Genomic DNA, 20,417 nt, shown 5'->3' with positions numbered 1-20,417 from the left:
GCTAATTTATATTTTACACCTCAAATGAAGTTATAAGGTGTAATAAACTAAAAATTTAGTAATCCCAGCCGAAGTATTTTTTGTTGTTGCCGTAAACGCTTCTCCAGCACTTAGGGAAATAGATATCCTTGTTGTCCTTGTCCTTATATGAGTCGATGATAAGGTCGAGGTTGTCCTCAGCCGTCATCTTCTTTGCAACGATGACCCAACGCAGATTAGAGGTCTCATTTGTACAAGTTGAAAGCGAGATGTACTTGTCGTCCTCCGTGCAGTCGATATCGCTTGAATACCAAGAGCGCTTCTTTACCTCGTCGATCCATTCGTCGAACTTGTAATCGGCGTCGTCAAAATAACGTGTTGTCCAATATTTGAACACCTTGCCGTCGTCCTGATTTTCGTAAACGTTCGTGGCAAAAGCGCCGACTATAACGTACTTTACGTTGTTCTCATATATGGTATTGAACTCTATAACAGGATATTTCTTTAAGAAGTCAACGCCTTTCTTATACTCAGTCAGATGAGTGAAAGAAGTGCCTACATATCTCATATTGTGACCATAGATCGTGATATTGTCCGACTGACCGTCCTTATTGATAGTAGACCAAGCGTCTGCATAAATGCTTCCCGACTCGTAATACTGCTTGTCAAGGTTCTTATAAAGATAATATTCATTATCCTCGCCTTGCAGAACCGGGAAATTGATATATTCATCGCCTGCGGAATTCTTAAAACCGGGTATCTTTATCCAGCCCACAACGTCTTTATTCCTTTTGAGAAGCTTCTTTGCCCAGTCTTGAACTTTTCTATCCTTCTGAGCAGCCTCAGGATCGGATATATCCACATCGTCCTCGCCATTATTCTTTGTCTGATCTACAGTATCGCTGAAATCAGGTTCGTAATTTACGATCTCCTGCATATAAGTCTGATCCTGTTCGTCAGCTTTAAGAAAATCAGCAAGCTGGTTAAGTGAGATACAGAACAGAACGATCGAAAACATAAAAACGATCTTTCTGAATATCTCGCCCTTGCCGTCGCCCTTCCACGGGATAAAATATTTTACAACTCTTATAAAAAAGTTCGTATCGTCCTTTTCAGACAGATTCATAGTTTCATTAGCCATTGACATTAATGTCGTCCTCCGTTTTCTGCCCATAAAGCTCCAGCACCATCTCAAGTGCTTTCAGTGTTGTTATCATACGGATCATTCTTCTGTCTAAATTCTCATATTCTTTGTCAAGTCTGAGCGTCCTCACGATCTCACGCCTGTCATTTCTCACCGACACATATACCGTGCCCACAGGCTTATCCTCTGTTCCGCCCCCGGGTCCTGCGATACCTGTAACAGCCACCGCACAATCCGCACCGAAAAGCTTCATTGCACCGCTGCTCATTTCGCCAGCCGTCTGTTCGGAATAGACCGAGAACTTTTCTAGGGTCTCCCCTTTCACGCCCAGCAGCTTCATCTTCACTTCCTCGGTATAAGTGCAGGCACCGCCGAGAAACATTTGTGAAGCCCCTGCGACCTCCGTGACTGTTTGGCTTATCATTCCGCCTGTACAGCTTTCGGCAGTACACAGTCTGAGACCGTTCTTTATCATATATTTTACTACACTTTTTGTAACAATGTCAATACTTTCTGTAACCACTTTGTCACCTTCAGCAAAATTCATAGACTTATACGCCCCTTTTACTTATATATTGCACATAAAAAATCGCCCTATTTTGACGATTTTGTTAATTCGACAGCTTTTGCAAACCAATATGATAGCCATAATCCGCAAGATATTGTTACGCTTTTGTTACCGATTTACCGCTTTTTCATTATATTATTCTCAAAAACAAATGAACCAGGCCGCAAGAAAAGCCCTCGTAAATCGGGGCTTTTCCTCAAAAATCTACATATTTCGCAGCCGTTTTCCTGTACAAAAAATCGTACGACTGATTTAATTTCGGTTACATTTTAACCTCTTTGTAACCTATTCGTTCCTGATAAGATAAGGCTTTGTTCCCTCGATAGCCTTTTGGATATAAGGCTCCCAATCGAAGGAATTCTGCGCCGCTTCAACGTCCGCAAGGTTCGGTCTTGTCTTAGGGTGCTTTGGTGTGAACACGGTGCAGCAATCCTCATAAGGCAGGATAGATGTATCGAAAGTATCTATCTTTCGTGCGATCTCAACGATCTCGGACTTGTCCATTCCGACGCAAGGTCTGAAAACTGGCATTCTGCAAGCGGCGTCGGTGCAGACCATAGCATACATCGTTTGGCTTGCCACCTGTCCAAGGCTTTCGCCTGTAACGAGGGCTTGGATATCCTCCTTTTCGCAGATGCGCTGGGCGATCTCCATCATAAGACGTCTCATCAGTATCGTGAAAAGCTCCTCGGGGCAATTATCCCTCAAAAGCTCCTGTATCTCCGTGAAAGGCACGCAATAGAAATTGATATCGCCGCAATAAGCTGTGATTATTTTCGCAAGCTTTTCCACCTTCATTTTCGCTCTGTCAGAGGTATAAGGTGGCGCTTCAAAGTGGATAGCCGAGATTATTGCGCCACGTCTTGCCATCATATAACCTGCCACAGGTGAATCTATTCCGCCCGAAAGCAGCAGCATAGCCTTTCCGCTTGAGCCAACAGGGATTCCGCCTGCGCCCTCGATAGAGCCTGCGTGAACATAGGCGTTTGTTTCTCTTATTTCGACTGTTACCACAACGTCAGGGTTATGGACATCGACCTTGAGGTGTGGAAATCTTTCAAGAATTTTTCCGCCCATTTCGATACAAATTTCTGGTGACTTGAACGGGAACTTCTTATCGGAACGCTTTGCGTCGACCTTGAAAGTCCTTGCGGCCTCCATTTCGTCCTCGATATAGTCAAGGGACTTTGTGAGTATCTCATTCATATCCTTTTCGAGCACGCAGCAGCGGCAAAGCTTAACGATACCGAAAACTTTCGACAGCTTTTCGACAGCTTCGTCAACGTCGCTCTCGTCGTTCAGCGGTTCAACATAGAGTGTTGACTGCGCCTTTGAAACGGAAAACTGTCCGCAGCTTCTCAGACGTCTTTTGACGCTTTTTGTCATCATACTTTCAAAGCTGGACTTATTGAGACCCTTCAATGCGATCTCGCCATATTTGCACAAAATAATTTCTTTCATTTTCTATTTTCTCCTTCGGTTTTTCCGACTTGATATTAAAATAATCAAAATATTCAAAAATTTTTTCTCAAAATTCCGACCTTTTTCAGCCGTCCCCTTATAATATAGTATAAAATATTTGTTCGCACATTTTTTGCGCTTAAATTTTGCTTATTTTATCCTGCAAAGCTCCGACTGCGCCGCAGATATTCCGTCCATAAGTGCGTCGATATCTTCCTTTGTTGTGTCGATACTAAAGCTTATTCTCAGCGTTGAATCGAGGTTCTGTTCGGGGTATTTGAACTCCTTGAGCACGGAACTTTTTTTGCCCTTTGAGCAGGCTGAGCCGCTTGATACGTAGATCTCACGCTTCTCGAGGTAGTGTAAAAGCACCTCAGATTTCAGCCCTTTGACGGCGATACTCGTCACATAAGGCGAACCGCCCTCACGGGAATTCACGAAAATTTCGCCGTTTTCTGAGCATTTTTCGATAAAATACTTTTGAAGCTTGGAAGTCTTTTCAAAGTTCTCCTCGATATTCGGCGCAAGTTTTTTGACAGCTTCGCCAAAACCGCAGATAAGTGGAACAGATTCAGTACCCGAGCGGAAACCTTTTTCCTGTCCGCCACCCAGCATAAAAGGCGGTATATGCACGCCTTTTTTCACATACAGCGCACCGATACCCTTTGGTGCATAGACCTTATGGCCGCTGAGGGATATCATATCTGCGCCGAGTTTTTTCGCCTTGACAGGCAGCTTCATAAAGCCCTGAACGCAGTCGCAATGGGTGAGCACGGCAGGATATTTTTTCTTTATCATCGAAAACGCTTTCGCAACAGGCAGGATATAGCCCGTCTCGTTATTGACCAGCATACAGCTAACAAGGAAGGTATCGTCATTGACCGCAGCGAAAATATCACGGGCGTTTATTTCGCCGTTTTCGTCCGGTGCAATGCGAATTACTTCGCAGCCGAGTTTTTCAAGTTCGTCCGCAGGATTTCGCACGGCTGGGTGCTCGACAGTTGTCGTAACGACACGTTTTTTGCGTTTGCCGTGGGCTTTGAAAGCGCCGAAAATGGCGGTATTATTGCTTTCCGTTGCGCCCGAAGTGAAATAGATCTCATCGGGTGTGACGCCGATAGAGTCGGCGATTACTTCACGAGCCTGAGACACCAACAGTTCGGCATCGAGACCTGCTTTATGGAGAGAGGACGGGTTGCCGAAACACTCCAGCCCTTTCATCACGCCGTTTTTCGCTTCGTCACAAGGTTTTGTTGTGGCGGCATTATCAAGATATATCAAACTTTTCAAGTCCTTTCGCAGAGGCAACATTGCTTTTGTTGATGTTGCTTTTATGATCGCAGTTATATTTATTATAACACATATCCGCTTTATTTGCAACTATTTTTGAGTGGCCTCACAGGTTTATTACGGAGCTGTGTCGCAAAATCGCTTCGCTTTTTGCGAGCGGACTTACTGCAATGAGATCGGCGCAGGATATTTGCTTCGACATAACAAAAAAGAAGCAGCAACTTCCGTTGTGCTTCTTTTCATTTTCTGCGCCTACTAAAGTCGGCTATCGCCGAATGAGGCTCTGTCCAATTTCTTGTGAGCAATGCCGAACAAGAAATTTAACCTGCTCAGGGCTCTGCCCAGAGACCCTGGCAGGCGCTTTCGCTGCGCTAGTTTTTGGATTTTAGTCGAGACTTTTCCGTTGTATTTTTTCGCTTTTTATATAGCATTGAAGCCTTGTGTAAGGTCTGCTATGATATCCTCCACATTCTCCAGTCCAACTGACAATCTTATCATTCCGCCGTTTATGCCTGCGGCCACAAGCTGCTCGTCTGTAAGCTGGCGATGTGTTGCCGAAGCTGGGTGAAGTATGCAAGTACGGATATCCGCAACGTGTACTTCATTGGACGCAAGTTTAAGGCTATCCATAAACTTGACTGCCGTGCTTCTTCCGCCCTTTATTACAAAGGAAATTACGCCCGATGTGCCAAGCGGCAAATACTTCTCCGCAAGCTTATGATACTTATCGCTCTCAAGTCCCGGATATGCAACGGACTCGACCTTGTCATTTCCCTCGAGGAATTTTGCGACCTTCAATGCGTTTTCGCAATACTGCTTCATTCTAACTGAAAGTGTCTCCAGACCGAGGTTCAGCAGGAATGACGAATTTGCGGCAGGATAGCAGCCGAAATCTCTCATAAGCTGCATTCTAGCCTTGATTATATACGGCGCAAATGAATACTGCTCGGTGTAGACAATGCCGTGATAGCTTTCGTCGGGCTCGGTCATACAAGGGAATTTGCCGCTTGTCCAATCGAACTTGCCGCTGTCGACGATAACGCCGCCAACCTGTACTGCGTGGCCGTCCATATACTTCGAGGTCGAATGGATAACGATATCAGCGCCCCACTCAATAGGTCTGCAAAGGACAGGTGTTGCGAAAGTGTTATCGACGATAAGCGGCACGCCGTTCTTATGGGCGATTTTCGCAAAGCGCTCGATATCGAAAACTGTCAGCGCTGGGTTTGCGATAGTTTCGCCGAAAACAAGCTTTGTGTTGTCCTTGAAAGCTGCCTGTATCTCGTCGTCAGTTGCGTCTGGGTCAACGTAAATGCACTCGATACCAAGGCGCTTCATTGTAATGCTGAACAGGTTGATAGTACCGCCATAAATGGAAGTTGAGGCGATAAAGCTGTCGCCTGCCTGACAGATGTTGAGAATTGCGCAGAGTGTGGCAGCCTGTCCGCTGGACGTACACATAGCCGCAACGCCGCCCTCAAGAGCGGCTATCTTCTTTTCTACAACGTCCGTTGTAGGGTTTGCAAATCTCGAATAGATAAGGCTCTTAGTCGGGTCGTCAAAAACTGCCGCAACGTCATCAGTGGAGTCATAGACATAAGTCGTGCTCTGGACGATAGGCATTACTCTCGGCTCTCCATTCTTAGGCGTATAGCCCTCGTGCAAACATTGTGTTTCAATCTTCAATCAAATCAAATCCTTTCTTTTTTTTATTCGCATAATCTGTACTGCGGGCTACTATGCAAGTCTCCCATAGTACAGCAGTCACCGAATTAAAATAAATTATACGCATTGTAGCCCTCATAGTAATAGCTTTGATCTATGCCTTTCATAAAGATCTCCCTGCCTGTATCAGTCGTCAAAGCATTTTTCAGAAGGTGCTTGATCTCAATGTCTCTTATGGGGCTGCGTTCCATTGCAAGAAGATAATCCTCTTTGTCGATCAGGCTCCAGTCAACTGCCTTGCCGATCTCGCTGCGGAACATCATATCCAGCCATATGCGCATTGCCCTGCCGTTGCCCTCTAGGAATGGGTGGGCAATGTTCATCTCAACGTATTTTTCCACTATGCTGTCAAAGTCATTCTGTGGCATTTTTTCGATATTCGCAATAGAAGCTTCAAGATACATCAGCGGTGCGAAGCGAAATCCGCCCTTTGCAATGTTGACTGTGCGAATTTTCCCTGCAAAATCGTATATATCGCCAAAAAGTCGGCGGTGTATCTCGGCAAGCGTTGCAAATGTTCCTGCCTTCATATTGTCGATCGCACCGGAGCTGAAAAGCTCCGCCGCACGTTCTTTACTTATCTTCTCCTCGACCCTAGCAAGTTCTGCTGAGCTTGTTATGCCAAGTTTATTTTCAAGAGCCATTTATTGCTTCCCCTTTTGTGCTGTTTAAGATCTGCTTACTGCATTAATAGAACATTTCATTTATTAAAACTAAATGTCATCGCCGAGTTTAGACTTGCTTCTACCATTGAGATATACTTAAGCGGCAATATCACATTATATTGTATATATTCACTATCAGAAAGCTGGTATATCCCTTGAACATTCACGCTTTCGCCCTCGTTCAGAGCGGCAATGACGCAGCCACGCTTGCCACCTCCAAGGTCAAGTCCACGATAATCCAGCCAAATATTATCGTCGCCGGTAGTATTCACATCAGCCGACTTTGCGTACATATCAAGCATTTCATCAACTGTCGTGCTGTCAAGGCGCTGGAAATAGGACAACGTTAGCTCAACGCCATAATACTTTTCATCGACCTCGCCGTCAAGAAGGTTCGCATATATTATCTTAACACCGCTCCTGCCGTCAAAATCGTCGATCGTGACCTCCTGCTTTTCCACCTTTGCGGCGGTAAAATTGCCGATGTCGGGAATATCGATAGCCGTGGAAAATTCGGGCAGCTCTATGGTCATTGTACCAACGTCATAGCGCCTTTCGTCCGAGACCTCGCCGTTGAACATATCGTAAACATAGCCGTCTATGACCATATAAACGCCCTCTGTGGTGATATTTGCGGAAATGCTGTTGTCGCTCTTGAAGCTTTCAAGCTTTGTGAAGGTGCTGTCCTCATCAAAGTACATTATGACAGCGTCGGCTTTCTGCTCGTCGGTCATTTTATCACTATAATCAAAAGTTATAGTGCCGCCGCCAAAATCGGGGTCAGTATACTTGACAGGTATACTCAGAAGCGGCTGGTCAGAGTTTATCATTGCGTTAATGCCATAATAATCTGTGAGCTTTGCCCCTGCGCCGAAATTGCCCTGTACTGTGCATTTTGCGGTGTATGGTATCTCGTCAAGATCGCAAATAAGCTCTGGGTCGTGGATAATTTCCGCCTGTGAACTATCGTCCAGCTCTGAACTTTCGCCCGTGCTGTTGGGCAAAGGCAGGCTGTCATCAATATCTGAAACTGCTTCCGTTGAAATCTGACTGCTGTCGTTATCTACGTTGTTTGCGGCGTCCTCAACAGGACCACAGGCGCATAACATTGCCGACAAAAGTGCCGCAAACAATGCCAGCGATAACGCCATTTTTCTGCTGTTGTTCATATTAAATTCACCCTATATTTTTTACTTTTCCACTTTTTACAAATCCTTATAATCCAGCCTTGCGCCTGTCAATGCGCTTTCCATTATTATTCTTGCACATTCCGAAACTGTTATTGCGCTTTTGCAGGTCATAATAGCCCTTTGTGCGCACAAGCCGAAAATAACGTGCAAGTCGCCCTTGTCGGCGGCCTTTTCTGCAATAGGCAAAAGTGCTTTCCAAAGAAGCTTTATATAGCCCTGAACTGTCTCTCCGGTCGTGCAGTTTCGCACCTTGCCGAAGCTTTGTCCGCCGGCGTTTGCGGCCGTGTAGCGGAGCATTTCGCCAACGTCCGTATAAGGTTCTTCAAGGCGTTTGAGCACCCCTGCCGTAAACGCCCACACCGAATAGGTGTTGCCCACAAGGAGCTGGTCGATTATATCGCCGTAAAAATACTTTCTGCCTGCCTTGTCCTCGAACACGGTGAAAATATCCTGCTCGGTGGTGTCGGCATTGAGGTAAAGCCTTCTCACGTCCTCTTGACAGGAAAAGCCGACCAGCGAGCCTATGCAGCAAAGCAGCGATTGCGGATGAACATAGCCATCAGGACTTTTCATTGCGATAGCGAGCCTGTCGAATATCTCGGCGGCGCTTTTCTTGTATTTTTCAAGTGTGGTCATATCAAGCTGTTCCATTTTGTTTTTCACCTCGAAACTGAACGCAACACTATCAGGCTTTCAAAAAAGTTGCAGACAAAAAGGGCGAACGCTGTTCTCCCCTACAATTGACGAACCATTGCTCAAAAATCTTAACACTATAAAGCTGTGCTGTGTTGCGTATACTAAGTTGTCCCCTCCGAAAGATCGAAGAGAACAACAGGTTATATATATTCTATTGAGGAACTACTGCTTTCAAAGTCGTTGATCTATACGTTTATCTCTGCAACATCGTCAGAAACGCCGTTTGCCTCTATTACAGGCTTTACGCAGTTTTCGATGAACTCGTCCACCTGCTGTGGGCATCTGCCGATGAAGTTTTCAGGTTTCATGATCTTGTCCATTTCTTCCTTTGTTATCTTGAACATCGGGTCGTTAAGGATAAGCTCGCAGAGATTGTTATCAAGGCCTTCCTTCTTGACTCTTGCGCCTGCAACCATTGAATACTCTCTGATTCTCTCGTGAAGCTCCTGTCTGTTTCCGCCCTTCATAACGGCGTCCATCATAATGTTCTCAGTTGCCATAAATGGCAGCTCAGCCATAACTCTTCTTGTGATGATCTTGTCGTATACAACAAGGCCGTTCTCTGGGTCGGTAACATTGAGCATAATGTTAAGGATAGCGTCAACGCCGAGGAATGCTTCAGCTACGGATATCCTCTTGTTTGCAGAGTCGTCAAGAGTTCTCTCGAACCATTGTGTGCCTGCTGTGAATGCAGGGTTGAGAACATCGCAGATAACGTATCTTGCAAGAGATGTGATTCTCTCGTCTCTCATTGGGTTTCTCTTGTATGCCATTGCGGAAGAACCGATCTGATTTTTTTCGAATGGCTCTTCGATCTCCTTGAATGACTGAAGAATCCTTATATCGTTGGAGAACTTCATTGCGGACTGTGCAATGCCTGCGAGAACTGAGCAAACCTGATAATCCATTTTTCTTGAATAAGTCTGACCCGAAACAGGAACCACAGCGTCAAAGCCCATTTCCTCTGCGATCATCTTTTCAAGATCTTTGATCTTGTCTGTATCGCCCTGGAAAAGCTCCATAAATGAAGCCTGCGTGCCTGTTGTGCCCTTTGAGCCGAGAAGCTTGAGGTTAGCAAGTCTGAAATCGAGATCTTCCAGATCCATAAGAAGCTCATTGCACCAAAGGGTCGCTCTCTTGCCCACGGTGGTAAGCTGAGCAGGCTGGAGGTGTGTATAAGCAAGGCAAGGGAGAGACTTATACTTATCAGCGAACTTTGCAAGCTGGTCGATAACTTTGACGAGCTTTCTCTTTACTACCTTGAGGGCGTCTCTCATAATGATAACGTCTGTATTATCGCCCACATAGCAGGAAGTTGCGCCAAGGTGGATAATACCAGCAGCCTTTGGGCAGACCTGTCCGTAAGCGTAAACGTGTGACATAACGTCGTGGCGGACTTCCTTTTCACGCTTTGCAGCAACTTCATAGTCGATATTTTCGATATTAGCTTCCAGCTCATCTACCTGCTCCTGAGTAACGCCGAGGCCGAGCTTCATTTCAGCTCTTGCAAGTGCTACCCACAGCTTTCTCCAAGTTGTGAACTTCTTGTCAGCGGAGAAAATAAACTGCATTTCCTTGCTGGCATATCTTGTGCAGAATGGGCTTTCGTAAGAATTTGTCATAGTTTCAACCTCTTTCGTTTTTAATACAAAACAATATGTATACATTATAACATATTTTCGGGCTCTTTACAATAGCTGAGGGGGATAAAAAGCAAAAAAAGTCGGCACAAATGTGGCAAAACAAAACTTTGCAGACATTGGACAAGAACATAAGTCAGAACATCAACGAAACACAAACGGACAAAGCAAAACGGGCGACCTCAAATTGTTGTGAGCCTTGTCGAACAACAATTTTCGCCCCTACAAAAAACAACGCATTTACGTAATTTGTAGGGGACGTCTGCGTCCCATTGGACGGCGTCCTCGACGTCCCACTTGTTTGAACATTTTTCAACAAAGTAAAACGGACGAACATCGTTCGCCCGTGTATATTCGCTGTTCTATTTTTTCTGCGCCATATCTCGTTTGCACATTATTCCGCCGGTATTGGCTCGGGATCTGTAACGATCGGGTCTGTTACCACAGGTTCGGTAACAGGCGGCTCTGTAACAGGCGGCTCAGTTTCCGTCGGCTGGGTCTCGCTAGGAGTTGTCACAGGTTCGGTGGCTTGTGAAGCCGTTGTAGTTGTGGTAGCTTCGGAAGCCGTTGTGCTGGAAGCTGTTGTTGTGGAAGCGGAAGTGCTTGCGGAAGTCGTCATTGCCGTTGTGGTGGTCGTGGTGGTGCTTGTCTCTTCCTCAGAGGACTCGTCCTCGGCAGGAGCTTCGCCTATTCTGATAACGCCCCACATTCCGTTCTTTCTCACCCAAGCTTTGCCGTTGTGGACAGGTCTTGCCTGCTCGAACTCGCCCGGATTTATTATGCACTCGCCGTCGATATTGTAATAGCCATAAGAAGCGTTTATGGAAACAGGAACGTAATCTCCCGTGAAAAGATATGGGTGAGTTGCCATTTCGTCGTCGATTATCCTGCCGCCGTATGTGCTCATATCGCCGTCGCACTTGAAATCTATTATCGTCTTGCCGTCAGAGCCGACATAGCCCCACTTGCCCTCGTCATTCTGAAATGCGATACAAGTGAGCCCTGCGCCCTTATAGGCAGGAGCATAATAATCAGCATATTTTATATCAAGTATGAGCTTGTCTTTTTTAGCCAATCCATAGAGGGAATCCTTCTTAGGCGTGATGTCGTAATAGCCGTTATCGTTCTTTGCGATATCAGCCTCGCTGACTACGACAGCCTTTTTGCCTGTATATTCTCTGCCGTAATCCTCGTCTTTATTCTTGACGTATATCTGCTTCTCCTCGCCGTTCCAGAAATACTCAGGAGAGCTGTCGTGATGATCGGCCACATAATTTACGACTTGGTTAGAACTGTCGATACTGCAATATTCATACTCGCCGTTTTTCTCGTCGATAACGTTATAAAGCGTTACCTCGCCGCACCAGCAGGTATAATAATCGTCATACTCGGCAGGAACTACCATAGAGCCGTCATAATCTATGATACCGTATTTTCCGCCCTGTCTTATAACAGAGTAGCTTGCATACGCCGTGTTCTGCTCGTTATCGGGGTCGACCTGACTGCCGTCGAAGGATATGATATTATCTGCGCTTATGCTCGGCTCGAGCAGCCAATAATACGCCTGCTCCTGCTGAGAATTTGAATCGGCAGTATAGGAATATCCGTCGGGAGCGGTATCTTCGCCGCTGCCGTTTTCCCAAGGCATTGAACAGCCCGTGAGCATTGCACCTGCAATGGCAGCAGTAAGAGCGGAACAAATATACTTGTTCATAAGTTTCCTCCTATCATTTTCTGCTTCTTTCTGAGACTGCCGCATTTTGTTTAATTTTTTATTTTTATATTTATATCTCCTGCGGCAATATCCACACATACGATTATTATATACTATAACCCGATTTATGTCAATAGCACAACATACAATTACAAATATGTTCCCCTCGATTAATTCAGTCATTTTTACACTTTTTGTGACAAAATAAAGCCGACCTGTCCCATAACAGATCGGCTATTATTATATGCTTTTTGCGGTAAAATATACCTCTCGGAGCTTATTCCTCTTCTTCGGCCGGCATATTCTCCCAGTTGTGATAAACGTTCTGAACATCGTCGTCGTCCTCGAGGTGCTCGAGAAGGAGACCCATTTTCTTTATTGCGTCCTCGTCCTCGATAGTTGTGTAGTTGGAAGGAACTTTCTCTGCCTCTGCGGAAAGCACCTTGTAGCCCATACCTTCGAGAGCTTCTCTTACTGCGGATACCTTGTTAGGGTCGCAAGCGATCTCGATAACGTCGTCCTCAACGTTGAAATCGTCAGCGCCTGCCTCGAAGCAGTCTTCCATAATCTTGTCCTCGTCAGCGCCGTTGTTTTCGATAACGACTGTTCCAACGTCTGAGAACATAAATGATACGCAGCCTGATGTACCCATATTGCCGCCGAACTTATCGAAGAAGTGACGGATATCGCCTGCTGTTCTGTTCTTGTTGTCTGTAAGGCACTCAACGATAACGGCTACACCGCTAGGACCATAGCCCTCGTATACCATTGACTCATAGCTGTTCTTGTCGCCGTCGCCAGCCGCCTTCTTGATAATTCTTTCGATATTGTCATTAGGCACGTTGTTTGACTTTGCCTTTGCGATAAGGTCTCTGAGCTTTGCATTGCCTGCCGGGTCTGCGCCGCCCTGCTTAACTACAACTGCGATCTCTCTGCCGATCTTTGTGAATATCTTTGCTCTTGCGGCGTCAGTCGCACCCTTTTTTCTCTTAATGTTTTCCCATTTTGAATGACCTGACATTTGATTCACTCCTTAATATGTAAAAATTTGAAATGTAAATTTATAAAATACACAATATTCAGTCTAAAAAAACAACAGCCAACGGGCGAACAATGTTCGCCCCTACACAAACGTAACGTCTGCGCAGGGCTTTTTTCTCAATGCCCCGAATATTGAACATTAACTAAACTCAATTATCTTTATTATCTTTATTATCTTCGCCAATCGCCCAGGCGGATTCAAAAAGCTCTGTTATCCTGTCCTCACGGCCTGTGAGATACAGAAATCCGAAAAGGCACTCCAGCCCTGTTGCGGCACGGTATTCGCCAACGGTGGAATGTCTCGGCGCATTAATGCCTTTAGCGTTTCTGCCACGCTTGAAAAGCTCCGTCTCCTGCTCGTCAAGCAAACCGTCCTCTATCCATTTATGTACAGCCTGCGCCTGATACTCAGCACAGACCCTTTTAACAGTCAGCTTGTGGAGCTTGTCAGCAGGCATATTCGCACCAAGGATAAGCTTCTCTCTGACCCTCATCTCATAAACTCCGTCGCCGATAAAAGCAAGGGCAAGCGGCGAATACTGCATAGCTTCTCTGTCAGAAAGCTTTTCCGTAAAAACTCCCCCTATCTCCTATCGCAGATACTCGAACTCAAAGTCGAATATAGAAACCGTGTCGCCCTCGTCGATACCCATTTCTTCAAGCTTGTCGATTATGCCGCTGGTACGCAGGACGTTCTGGAAATACTGGAGGGACGAATAGTCCTCCATATCCGCCGTTCTGAGGATATCCCAAAGCCAATCTGCTTCCACGAAATAAACTCCGTCCTCCACGGTGACACGGAAGTCCTTCTTTGAAACGAGCTTGTCGTCAAGCTCTTCCTGCGTGAGCGGCTGAGCCTCGAACTGTTTAACAGGGGGCAGGACGGAAAGTCTGTCCCACACGCCGAACATAAGCTCCTTTGTGCCCTTTGTGGTGGCAGCGGATATCTCATAGAACAGCAGTCCCTTATCCTCAACATACTCTCTGAGCCTCTCGATCTGCTCTGGGGTAGCCATATCGCTCTTGTTTGCCGCAACGATCTGAGGCGCTTCCGCAAGCTCCATAGAAAAATTCTCCAGCTCGTGGTTGATGGCTTCAAAGTCCTCGATAGGGTCTCTGCCCTCGCTGCCCGAAACGTCGATAACGTGGACGATAAGGCGGCATCTTTCAACGTGGCGCAAAAACTCGTGTCCAAGTCCGACGCCCTCGCTTGCGCCCTCGATAAGTCCGGGGATATCAGCCATAACAAAGGACTTGCCCTCTTCTATCTTCACAACGCCCAGCACAGGTGTGAGGGTTGTAAAGTGATAGTTGGCGATTTTAGGCTTTGCTGCGGAAACAACGGAAATAAGCGTTGATTTGCCCACATTCGGGAAGCCCACAAGTCCCACGTCAGCGATAAGCTTGAGCTCCAGCATAACCTCATACTCATCACCACGGAAGCCGGGCTTTGCAAACTTTGGTATCTGTCTTGTAGAGGTAGCAAAGTGTGCATTGCCACGTCCGCCCTTGCCGCCGTGAGCGATAACGACAGGCTCGTCGGTAGAAAGGTCGGCGAGTATCCTGCCTGTTTTGAGCTCTCTCACCACAGTACCTCTCGGCACCTTGACAACAACATCGGGAGCATTCCTGCCCGAGCAATTTTTGCCGCTGCCGTTCTGTCCTTTTTCGGCGATATATTTTCTTTTATATCTGAAATCTATAAGGTTTGAAATATTGTCGTCCACAACGAAAACAATATTTCCGCCCTTGCCGCCGTCACCGCCGTCCGGGCCGCCTGCCGCAACGTATTTCTCACGGTGAAAGGAAACTGCGCCGTCGCCGCCGTCACCTGCTTTTATATATATCTTCGCCTGATCGACAAACATATCCAAACCTCCTTATTTAAGTATTGATTTATTATCTCGATCGATCTTGATTATTTTCTGCCTTGGGGGCGAAATTATCCCTGAGGATAACATACATAACAACAAAAAACCCCAAGCCTAAGGCTCAGGGTCATATGTTACAAAATTAAGCCTTGGGATAAACCGAAACCTTCTTACGGTCTCTTCCGAGTCTTTCAAATCTTACAACACCGTCGCTTGTAGCAAACAGAGTATCGTCAGAACCTCTCTTTACGTTCTCGCCTGGGTGAATGTGAGTACCTCTCTGACGAACGAGGATATTGCCAGCCAGTACGAACTGACCGTCAGCTCTCTTTACGCCGAGTCTCTTGGATTCTGAATCACGTCCGTTCTTTGTAGAACCCATTCCCTTTTTATGAGCGAAAAACTGCATAGAAATCTTAATCATTTAAATTACACCTCCATAAAATGTAATCCTGTCGGCGTCAGATATCTTTGACGCTGACTTTGATCCTGCCCGAGAATTCTTCTGCAAGGAAATAAAGGTGTGTGATAAGTCCCAGCAGGACTTTATCCCCCTCCTCGCTATCATCTGCGAGCCTGAGTATTATTTCGTTTTCTTCCACGTCAACGTCAGCCTTTATTTTAAAAGCCTCCGTGATCGTGTTAGCCGTCATCATAACAGCCGATGAGACGCTTGCACAACAAACGTCCTCCCCATAATCAGCATAGCCAGCGTGACCCGTTATACGAAATCCCGTCAATCTATCCTGTGGGTCTCTGAAGAAATCAGCGCAGATCATTATGCGTTGATAGCTTCGATCATAACCTTAGTGTAAGGCTGTCTGTGACCGATCTTGGTCTTTTCGCCCTTCTTTGGCTTGTAAGTGAATACAGTTACCTTCTTAGCCTTGCCGTTCTTAAGAACCTTAGCTGATACTGTTGCGCCGTCAACATATGGTGCGCCGACCTTGATTCCGTCGTCTGCGCCTACTACCATTACCTTATCAAAAGTAACAGCGTCATCTGCGTTAACGTCCAGCTTCTCGATGAATACCTCATCGCCTGGCTTTACCTGATACTGCTTTCCGCCTGTTTCGATTACTGCGTACATTCCTGATGCACCTACCTTTTATTAAACTCGCTACGCACGGTGGCCTGCCTTCACAAACGCTTTTGACCGTGAATATGCGGCTTTAATATCATACCACATCTATTGTTCAAAGTCAAGGATATAATAAAAATCATCAAAAAGTTTACAATAAATTAACATTTTTAAGTGTGATACCATTATTAATAGGAGCATATCAAAAAAAGATACCCAATGGACGAACGATGTTTGCCCTTACATATCAATAGTGCATTAGTACGTTTCAACAATCAACGGGCGACCAAAGGTCGCCCCTACAAAAAAATCATCGCCGCTAGGCGATACCTTCACTCCTCACTCCTCACTAATTAACACTTCTTACCGCCGTTTTCTCACCTCTTAGCTAAATTCTATTTACAAACCAACCTTTTTGCCGTATAATGTTCTCATACCAATACTTCGAAGGTGAAAGCTTGAAAGTTAAGATCGAACTCGACGATTCCCTATCTCAAAATGAAGTCGTCATTCGCTGCCGTGATATCGACGAGAATATTCTCCAGCTAAAACGTGCTGCCGAAAACCTCTCCACCGATACCGATATCGTTTTCCTAAAGGACAACGTTCAGTTCTTCCCCTCCCTCGATTCTATCCTGTTCTTCGAGACCGCCGAACACGCTCTCAATGCTCATACCGCTGACGATATCTTCCAAGTCAAAATGAAGCTCTTCGAGCTGGAAAATATCCTGCCGCAAAAGTTCGTGCGTATCTCAAAATCTACTATTGTAAACGTCAAACACATCTATTCCGTGGAAAGAAACATCACCTCCGCAAGCCTCGTCAGCTTCGCAGGCACCCACAAACAGGTGTACGCTTCACGGAATTATTACAAGCTTTTAAAACTTCGTCTTGTTGAAAGGAGATTTCTATGAAAGGCAAAAATCTTATCTGGGGCATTTTCCTTATCGGCGCTGCCGCTGCCCTTATCCTCGCCCAAACCGACCTGCTGGGCTCTGTTTCCGCATTCAGCATTATAATCGCCCTGCTGCTTATGCCCGTTATCATCACAAGTATACGTCACCTTAATTTCTCAGGAATTTTTATCCCACTTGCTTTCATCGCAATACTTTTTGACGATGTTCTCGGCATCGAAAAGTTCACCCCTTGGCCTGTCCTCGGTGCTGCCGTGCTGCTGAGCGCAGGTTTCTCCCTGCTGTTCCCCTATCGCTACCGCATTACAAAGAGCAAGTGGAGCGCAGGAATGGAAGATCACCCCAAGTGGGATTCTTCCTCTGTTGACGGTGAAGTTGTGGATATCAGCACAAGCTTTTCGGGCTGCACAAAGTACATCACCTCGCAAACGCTCAAAGAGGTCAACATTCGCAGCAAGTGCGCTGGGCTGGAAGTTTATTTCGACAACGCCGATCTTGCCGCCGACAAAGCTGTTGTAAACCTTGACGTGACCTGCGGCGGCGTTGAGCTTTACATTCCAAGAAGCTGGTGCGTTATAAGCGAAGCCGACTGCGTTATCGGCGGCGTTGACACCTCGGGCGACAAGCACGCTGATAAAGACAGCAAGACCCTTATCCTCCGTGGCAGAGTGAGAGCTTCAGGTGTTGATATAACATACATCTAAGACTATTAAGCCTTTTCCTATCTTCATAATATTTTTTATATTTGTGATCCCAACACAAAGGAATACCGCACAGCGCTGTAAAAAGTCTGTGCGGTATTTCTTTTATGTTATCCTTTTTGTGAGGTCTTGCAGTTTGCTTTACTTATTTTGCAGCATTGACAATTGCCCGAGCAGGATATGCACCTGCCGCTTTTTCTGCGTTTTATCATATATCTGACCGCCAGCGCCGCCCACAATATCAGCAGGGCTATGACGATGATATCAGCTATTTTCACGCCGCCGATAGTCATAACAGCGCACCTATCTGATAGACTGCGCAGCCGCACAGCCAAGCAACAGCGCATTGCATTATAACAACTGCAACAGTCTGAACGCCAGAACCCAGTTCACGCTTGATAGTTGCTACAGCCGCAACGCAAGGGGTATAAAGCAGGGTGAAAACGAGGAAGCTTAGAGCGGAAAGTGTCGAGAACGCACCCGAAAGTGCTGCGCCGAGGTTTGCGGTGCTGGTGTTCATAAGCACAGCCATTGTGCTGACGGCGGCTTCCTTTGCGGTGAAGCCCGAGATGAGTGAAGTCGTTACACGCCAGTCTGCAAAGCCCAGCGGCGTGAATATCGGCGATATCGCCTGCCCGATAAGAGCAAGCAGACTGTCGGAAGAGTTCGATACCACATTGAGCCTTGTGTCGAAAGTCTGCAAGAACCATATTATAATGGTTGCGGCAAAGATGACCGTGAAAGCTCTTTCGATGAAGTCCTTTGCCTTATCCCACAGCAGCAAACCAACGCTTTTTGCGGAAGGCAAGCGATAGTTCGGAAGCTCCATTACAAACGGCACAGGTTTGCCACGAAAGGCTGTATTTTTGAGCAGCAGGGCGACAATTATGCCCAAAAGCATACCCGTTATGTAAAGCCCTATCATCACGAGAGCTTGATACTTTTTGAAAAATGCGGCGCAGAAAACTGCGTAGATAGGTATTTTCGCCGAACAGCTCATATAAGGGGTCAGCAGGATAGTCATTTTTCTGTCACGGTCTGAGACCAGCGTTCTTGTTGCCATTATCGCAGGAACGGAACAGCCGAAGCCGATAAGCATTGGCACAAAGCTTCTGCCCGAAAGGCCGATCTTTCTCAGCAGCTTGTCCATTACAAAGGCGACCCTCGCCATATAGCCCGTGTCCTCTAAGATAGAAAGGAAAAAGAATAGCGTGACTATTATCGGCAGAAAGCTCAGCACGCTTCCCACACCTGCGAACACGCCGTCTATTATAAGGCTATGGACGACAGGGTTAATGCCATATGCGGTGAGCCCCTTGTCCGCCAGCGCCGTAAGCTTGTCTATGCCAAAGGAAAGCCAGTCGGAGAGTGTGGAGCCGATAACGTTGAATGTGAGGAAGAACACAAGGAACATTATGCCGAAGAAAACGGGCAGAGCCGTGTATTTTCCTGTCAAAATGCGGTCGATCTTCACGCTGCGCTTATGCTCACGGCTCTCGTGGCATTTCACAACGCTTATTGCCACCACCTTTTCGATGAAGTTATAGCGCATATCTGCAAGGGCGGCGTTGCGGTCAAGCCCCGATTCGGCTTCCATTTCCACAATGCAATGCTCCAAAAGCTCAAGCTCGTTTTGATTCAATGCAAGCTGATCCTCGATGTTTCTATCCCCCTCGATAAGCTTTGTGGCGCAAAATCTCGGTGGGATGCCTGCACGGTTGGCGTGATCCATTATAAGGTGGACTACTGCGTGTATACAGCGGTGGACGGCTGAATCATCGGCGCAAAAGTCCGTCACGATTGGCTTTTTCTTATTTCTTGCGGTCTCGAGGGCTTTGTCGATAAGGTCTGAAACGCCCTCACCCTTTGCGGCACTTATGGGCACAACGGGTATGCCCAAGGCGTCGCTCATCATTTTCACGTCGATAGTTCCGCCGTTGGCTCTCACCTCGTCCATCATATTCAGCGCCAGCACCATTGGCACACGAAGCTCCAAAAGCTGCAAGGTCAGATAGAGATTTCGCTCGATATTGGTGGCGTCAACAATATTTATTATGCCGTCGGGCTTTTCGTTTATGATATAATCACGGGTGACGATCTCCTCCTGCGTATAAGGCCGCAGAGAATAAATTCCCGGCAGATCGACGACAGAGCAGTCTTTCTCGCCCCTTATCTCGCCGACTTTCTGCTCCACAGTTACGCCCGGAAAGTTTCCGACGTGCTGGTTCGAGCCTGTCAAGGCGTTGAAAAGTGTGGTCTTTCCGCAGTTTTGATTTCCTGCAAGGGCAAATCTCATTTTTTGTTCTCTCCTTTTAAAACGTCTGTTATCTCCATATCTATCTCAATATTTCGGGCGTCCTCAATACGCAGCGTAAGCTCATATCCACGAATGATGATATCCAGCGGATCGCCCATTGGCGCTCTTTTGAGCATTTTAACTTTTGTGCCGGGGATAAGCCCCATATCGAGAAACCTCAGCCGCAGAGAACCCTCGCCCCCCACGGTCTTGATCGTGGCGCTTTCGCCTATTTTAAGCTTGTCCAGCGTTAATTTTGTTTGTTCTTTCTGTTCTGCCATTTATTCTCCTCCTATATTTTCGATAGGTATATTCTAACTGCATAGTCTGCACTATCATTATATTTTGTACTTAGCAATATAATTCTCACAAATAAAAGTTTACCACAGCTAACTTTGTTTGTCAATGCTTATCGAAAAATTTATAAAAACATTTGAAAAA

21 protein-coding genes are annotated in these 20,417 nt (G+C 46.3%); 2 read left to right on the top strand and 19 right to left on the bottom strand.

The features are described 5' to 3' along the window. Positions 1-55: 55 nt before the first annotated feature. From QZ371_RS07395 to rplU, 16 genes are all read right to left on the bottom strand, one after another. Entirely contained in the window at positions 56-1,126 is a 1,071-nt protein-coding gene (locus tag QZ371_RS07395) for a class B sortase (RefSeq protein ID WP_295211200.1), read from the bottom strand. Then, positions 1,113-1,646 carry a CinA family protein gene (locus QZ371_RS07390; RefSeq protein ID WP_295211197.1) on the bottom strand — a complete coding sequence of 178 codons (534 nt, stop codon included), beginning with the start codon at positions 1,644-1,646 and terminating at the stop codon, positions 1,113-1,115. Before QZ371_RS07390 ends, QZ371_RS07395 begins: the two co-directional genes overlap by 14 nt. A gap of 330 nt (positions 1,647-1,976) precedes the next feature. Continuing rightward, positions 1,977-3,152: a tRNA uracil 4-sulfurtransferase ThiI gene (gene thiI / locus QZ371_RS07385; RefSeq protein ID WP_295211194.1), complete on the bottom strand. Its 1,176-nt coding sequence runs from the start codon at positions 3,150-3,152 to the stop codon at positions 1,977-1,979. A gap of 150 nt (positions 3,153-3,302) precedes the next feature. After that, positions 3,303-4,433, bottom strand: a complete 1,131-nt coding sequence (locus QZ371_RS07380) for a cysteine desulfurase family protein (RefSeq protein ID WP_295211191.1) — start codon at positions 4,431-4,433, stop codon at positions 3,303-3,305. A 429-nt stretch (positions 4,434-4,862) separates the two neighbouring features. Then, positions 4,863-6,128 (bottom strand): aminotransferase class V-fold PLP-dependent enzyme, encoded by a 1,266-nt coding sequence (locus tag QZ371_RS07375; protein WP_295211188.1) that lies wholly within the window; start codon positions 6,126-6,128, stop codon positions 4,863-4,865. An 86-nt stretch (positions 6,129-6,214) separates the two neighbouring features. Further along, positions 6,215-6,811, bottom strand: a complete 597-nt coding sequence (gene fic, locus QZ371_RS07370; protein WP_295211185.1) for a protein adenylyltransferase Fic — start codon at positions 6,809-6,811, stop codon at positions 6,215-6,217. Between the two features lie 56 nt (positions 6,812-6,867). Continuing rightward, the gene (locus QZ371_RS07365) at positions 6,868-8,001 is read right to left on the bottom strand and encodes a hypothetical protein (protein ID WP_295211183.1); all 1,134 of its coding nucleotides are present in this window, start codon (positions 7,999-8,001) and stop codon (positions 6,868-6,870) included. 36 nt (positions 8,002-8,037) lie between these two features. Beyond that, a complete protein-coding gene (locus QZ371_RS07360) occupies positions 8,038-8,673 on the bottom strand; it encodes a hypothetical protein (protein ID WP_295211181.1) in 636 nt (211 codons plus the stop codon). 230 nt (positions 8,674-8,903) lie between these two features. Next, positions 8,904-10,340, bottom strand: a complete 1,437-nt coding sequence (purB, locus tag QZ371_RS07355) for an adenylosuccinate lyase (protein ID WP_295211179.1) — start codon at positions 10,338-10,340, stop codon at positions 8,904-8,906. 412 nt (positions 10,341-10,752) lie between these two features. Beyond that, positions 10,753-12,072: a WG repeat-containing protein gene (locus tag QZ371_RS07350; RefSeq protein ID WP_295211178.1), complete on the bottom strand. Its 1,320-nt coding sequence runs from the start codon at positions 12,070-12,072 to the stop codon at positions 10,753-10,755. A 277-nt stretch (positions 12,073-12,349) separates the two neighbouring features. Further along, the gene (locus QZ371_RS07345) at positions 12,350-13,093 is read right to left on the bottom strand and encodes a YebC/PmpR family DNA-binding transcriptional regulator (RefSeq protein ID WP_295211177.1); all 744 of its coding nucleotides are present in this window, start codon (positions 13,091-13,093) and stop codon (positions 12,350-12,352) included. A 169-nt stretch (positions 13,094-13,262) separates the two neighbouring features. Further along, positions 13,263-13,658 (bottom strand): ribonuclease III domain-containing protein, encoded by a 396-nt coding sequence (locus tag QZ371_RS07340; protein ID WP_295211176.1) that lies wholly within the window; start codon positions 13,656-13,658, stop codon positions 13,263-13,265. A gap of 45 nt (positions 13,659-13,703) precedes the next feature. After that, positions 13,704-14,981: a GTPase ObgE gene (gene obgE, locus QZ371_RS07335; protein ID WP_295211173.1), complete on the bottom strand. Its 1,278-nt coding sequence runs from the start codon at positions 14,979-14,981 to the stop codon at positions 13,704-13,706. A 145-nt stretch (positions 14,982-15,126) separates the two neighbouring features. Next, positions 15,127-15,408, bottom strand: coding sequence for a 50S ribosomal protein L27 (gene rpmA / locus QZ371_RS07330; RefSeq protein ID WP_295211171.1), 282 nt, complete (start codon positions 15,406-15,408; stop codon positions 15,127-15,129). 37 nt (positions 15,409-15,445) lie between these two features. Then, positions 15,446-15,763 (bottom strand): ribosomal-processing cysteine protease Prp, encoded by a 318-nt coding sequence (locus QZ371_RS07325; RefSeq protein WP_295211169.1) that lies wholly within the window; start codon positions 15,761-15,763, stop codon positions 15,446-15,448. Beyond that, positions 15,763-16,074 (bottom strand): 50S ribosomal protein L21, encoded by a 312-nt coding sequence (rplU, locus tag QZ371_RS07320; protein ID WP_295211168.1) that lies wholly within the window; start codon positions 16,072-16,074, stop codon positions 15,763-15,765. The genes QZ371_RS07325 and rplU overlap by 1 nt, the downstream gene beginning before the upstream one ends. A gap of 449 nt (positions 16,075-16,523) precedes the next feature. Between rplU and QZ371_RS07315 the strand changes: the two genes are divergently transcribed. Further along, positions 16,524-16,979, top strand: coding sequence for a LytTR family DNA-binding domain-containing protein (locus tag QZ371_RS07315; protein ID WP_295211165.1), 456 nt, complete (start codon positions 16,524-16,526; stop codon positions 16,977-16,979). Beyond that, on the top strand, positions 16,976-17,683 hold the full coding sequence (locus QZ371_RS07310) for a hypothetical protein (protein WP_295211163.1): 708 nt from the start codon (positions 16,976-16,978) through the stop codon (positions 17,681-17,683). The genes QZ371_RS07315 and QZ371_RS07310 overlap by 4 nt, the downstream gene beginning before the upstream one ends. A 107-nt stretch (positions 17,684-17,790) precedes the next feature. On the opposite strand, the gene QZ371_RS07305 is transcribed toward QZ371_RS07310, so the two are convergent. From QZ371_RS07305 to QZ371_RS07295, 3 genes are read right to left on the bottom strand one after another with little or no spacing between them, the layout of a single operon-like run. Then, a complete protein-coding gene (locus QZ371_RS07305; RefSeq protein ID WP_295211161.1) occupies positions 17,791-17,973 on the bottom strand; it encodes a FeoB-associated Cys-rich membrane protein in 183 nt (60 codons plus the stop codon). Next, positions 17,970-19,976 (bottom strand): ferrous iron transport protein B, encoded by a 2,007-nt coding sequence (feoB, locus tag QZ371_RS07300; protein WP_295211159.1) that lies wholly within the window; start codon positions 19,974-19,976, stop codon positions 17,970-17,972. Before feoB ends, QZ371_RS07305 begins: the two co-directional genes overlap by 4 nt. Further along, positions 19,973-20,257 carry a FeoA family protein gene (locus QZ371_RS07295; protein WP_295211156.1) on the bottom strand — a complete coding sequence of 95 codons (285 nt, stop codon included), beginning with the start codon at positions 20,255-20,257 and terminating at the stop codon, positions 19,973-19,975. Before QZ371_RS07295 ends, feoB begins: the two co-directional genes overlap by 4 nt. Positions 20,258-20,417: the final 160 nt, after the last annotated feature.

This window comes from Ruminococcus sp. (genome assembly GCF_019423705.1).
Taxonomy (GTDB): domain Bacteria; phylum Bacillota; class Clostridia; order Oscillospirales; family Ruminococcaceae; genus Hominimerdicola.
Note: the sequence above shows the minus strand (reverse complement) of the source record. Positions and strands in the feature narration are given on the sequence as shown.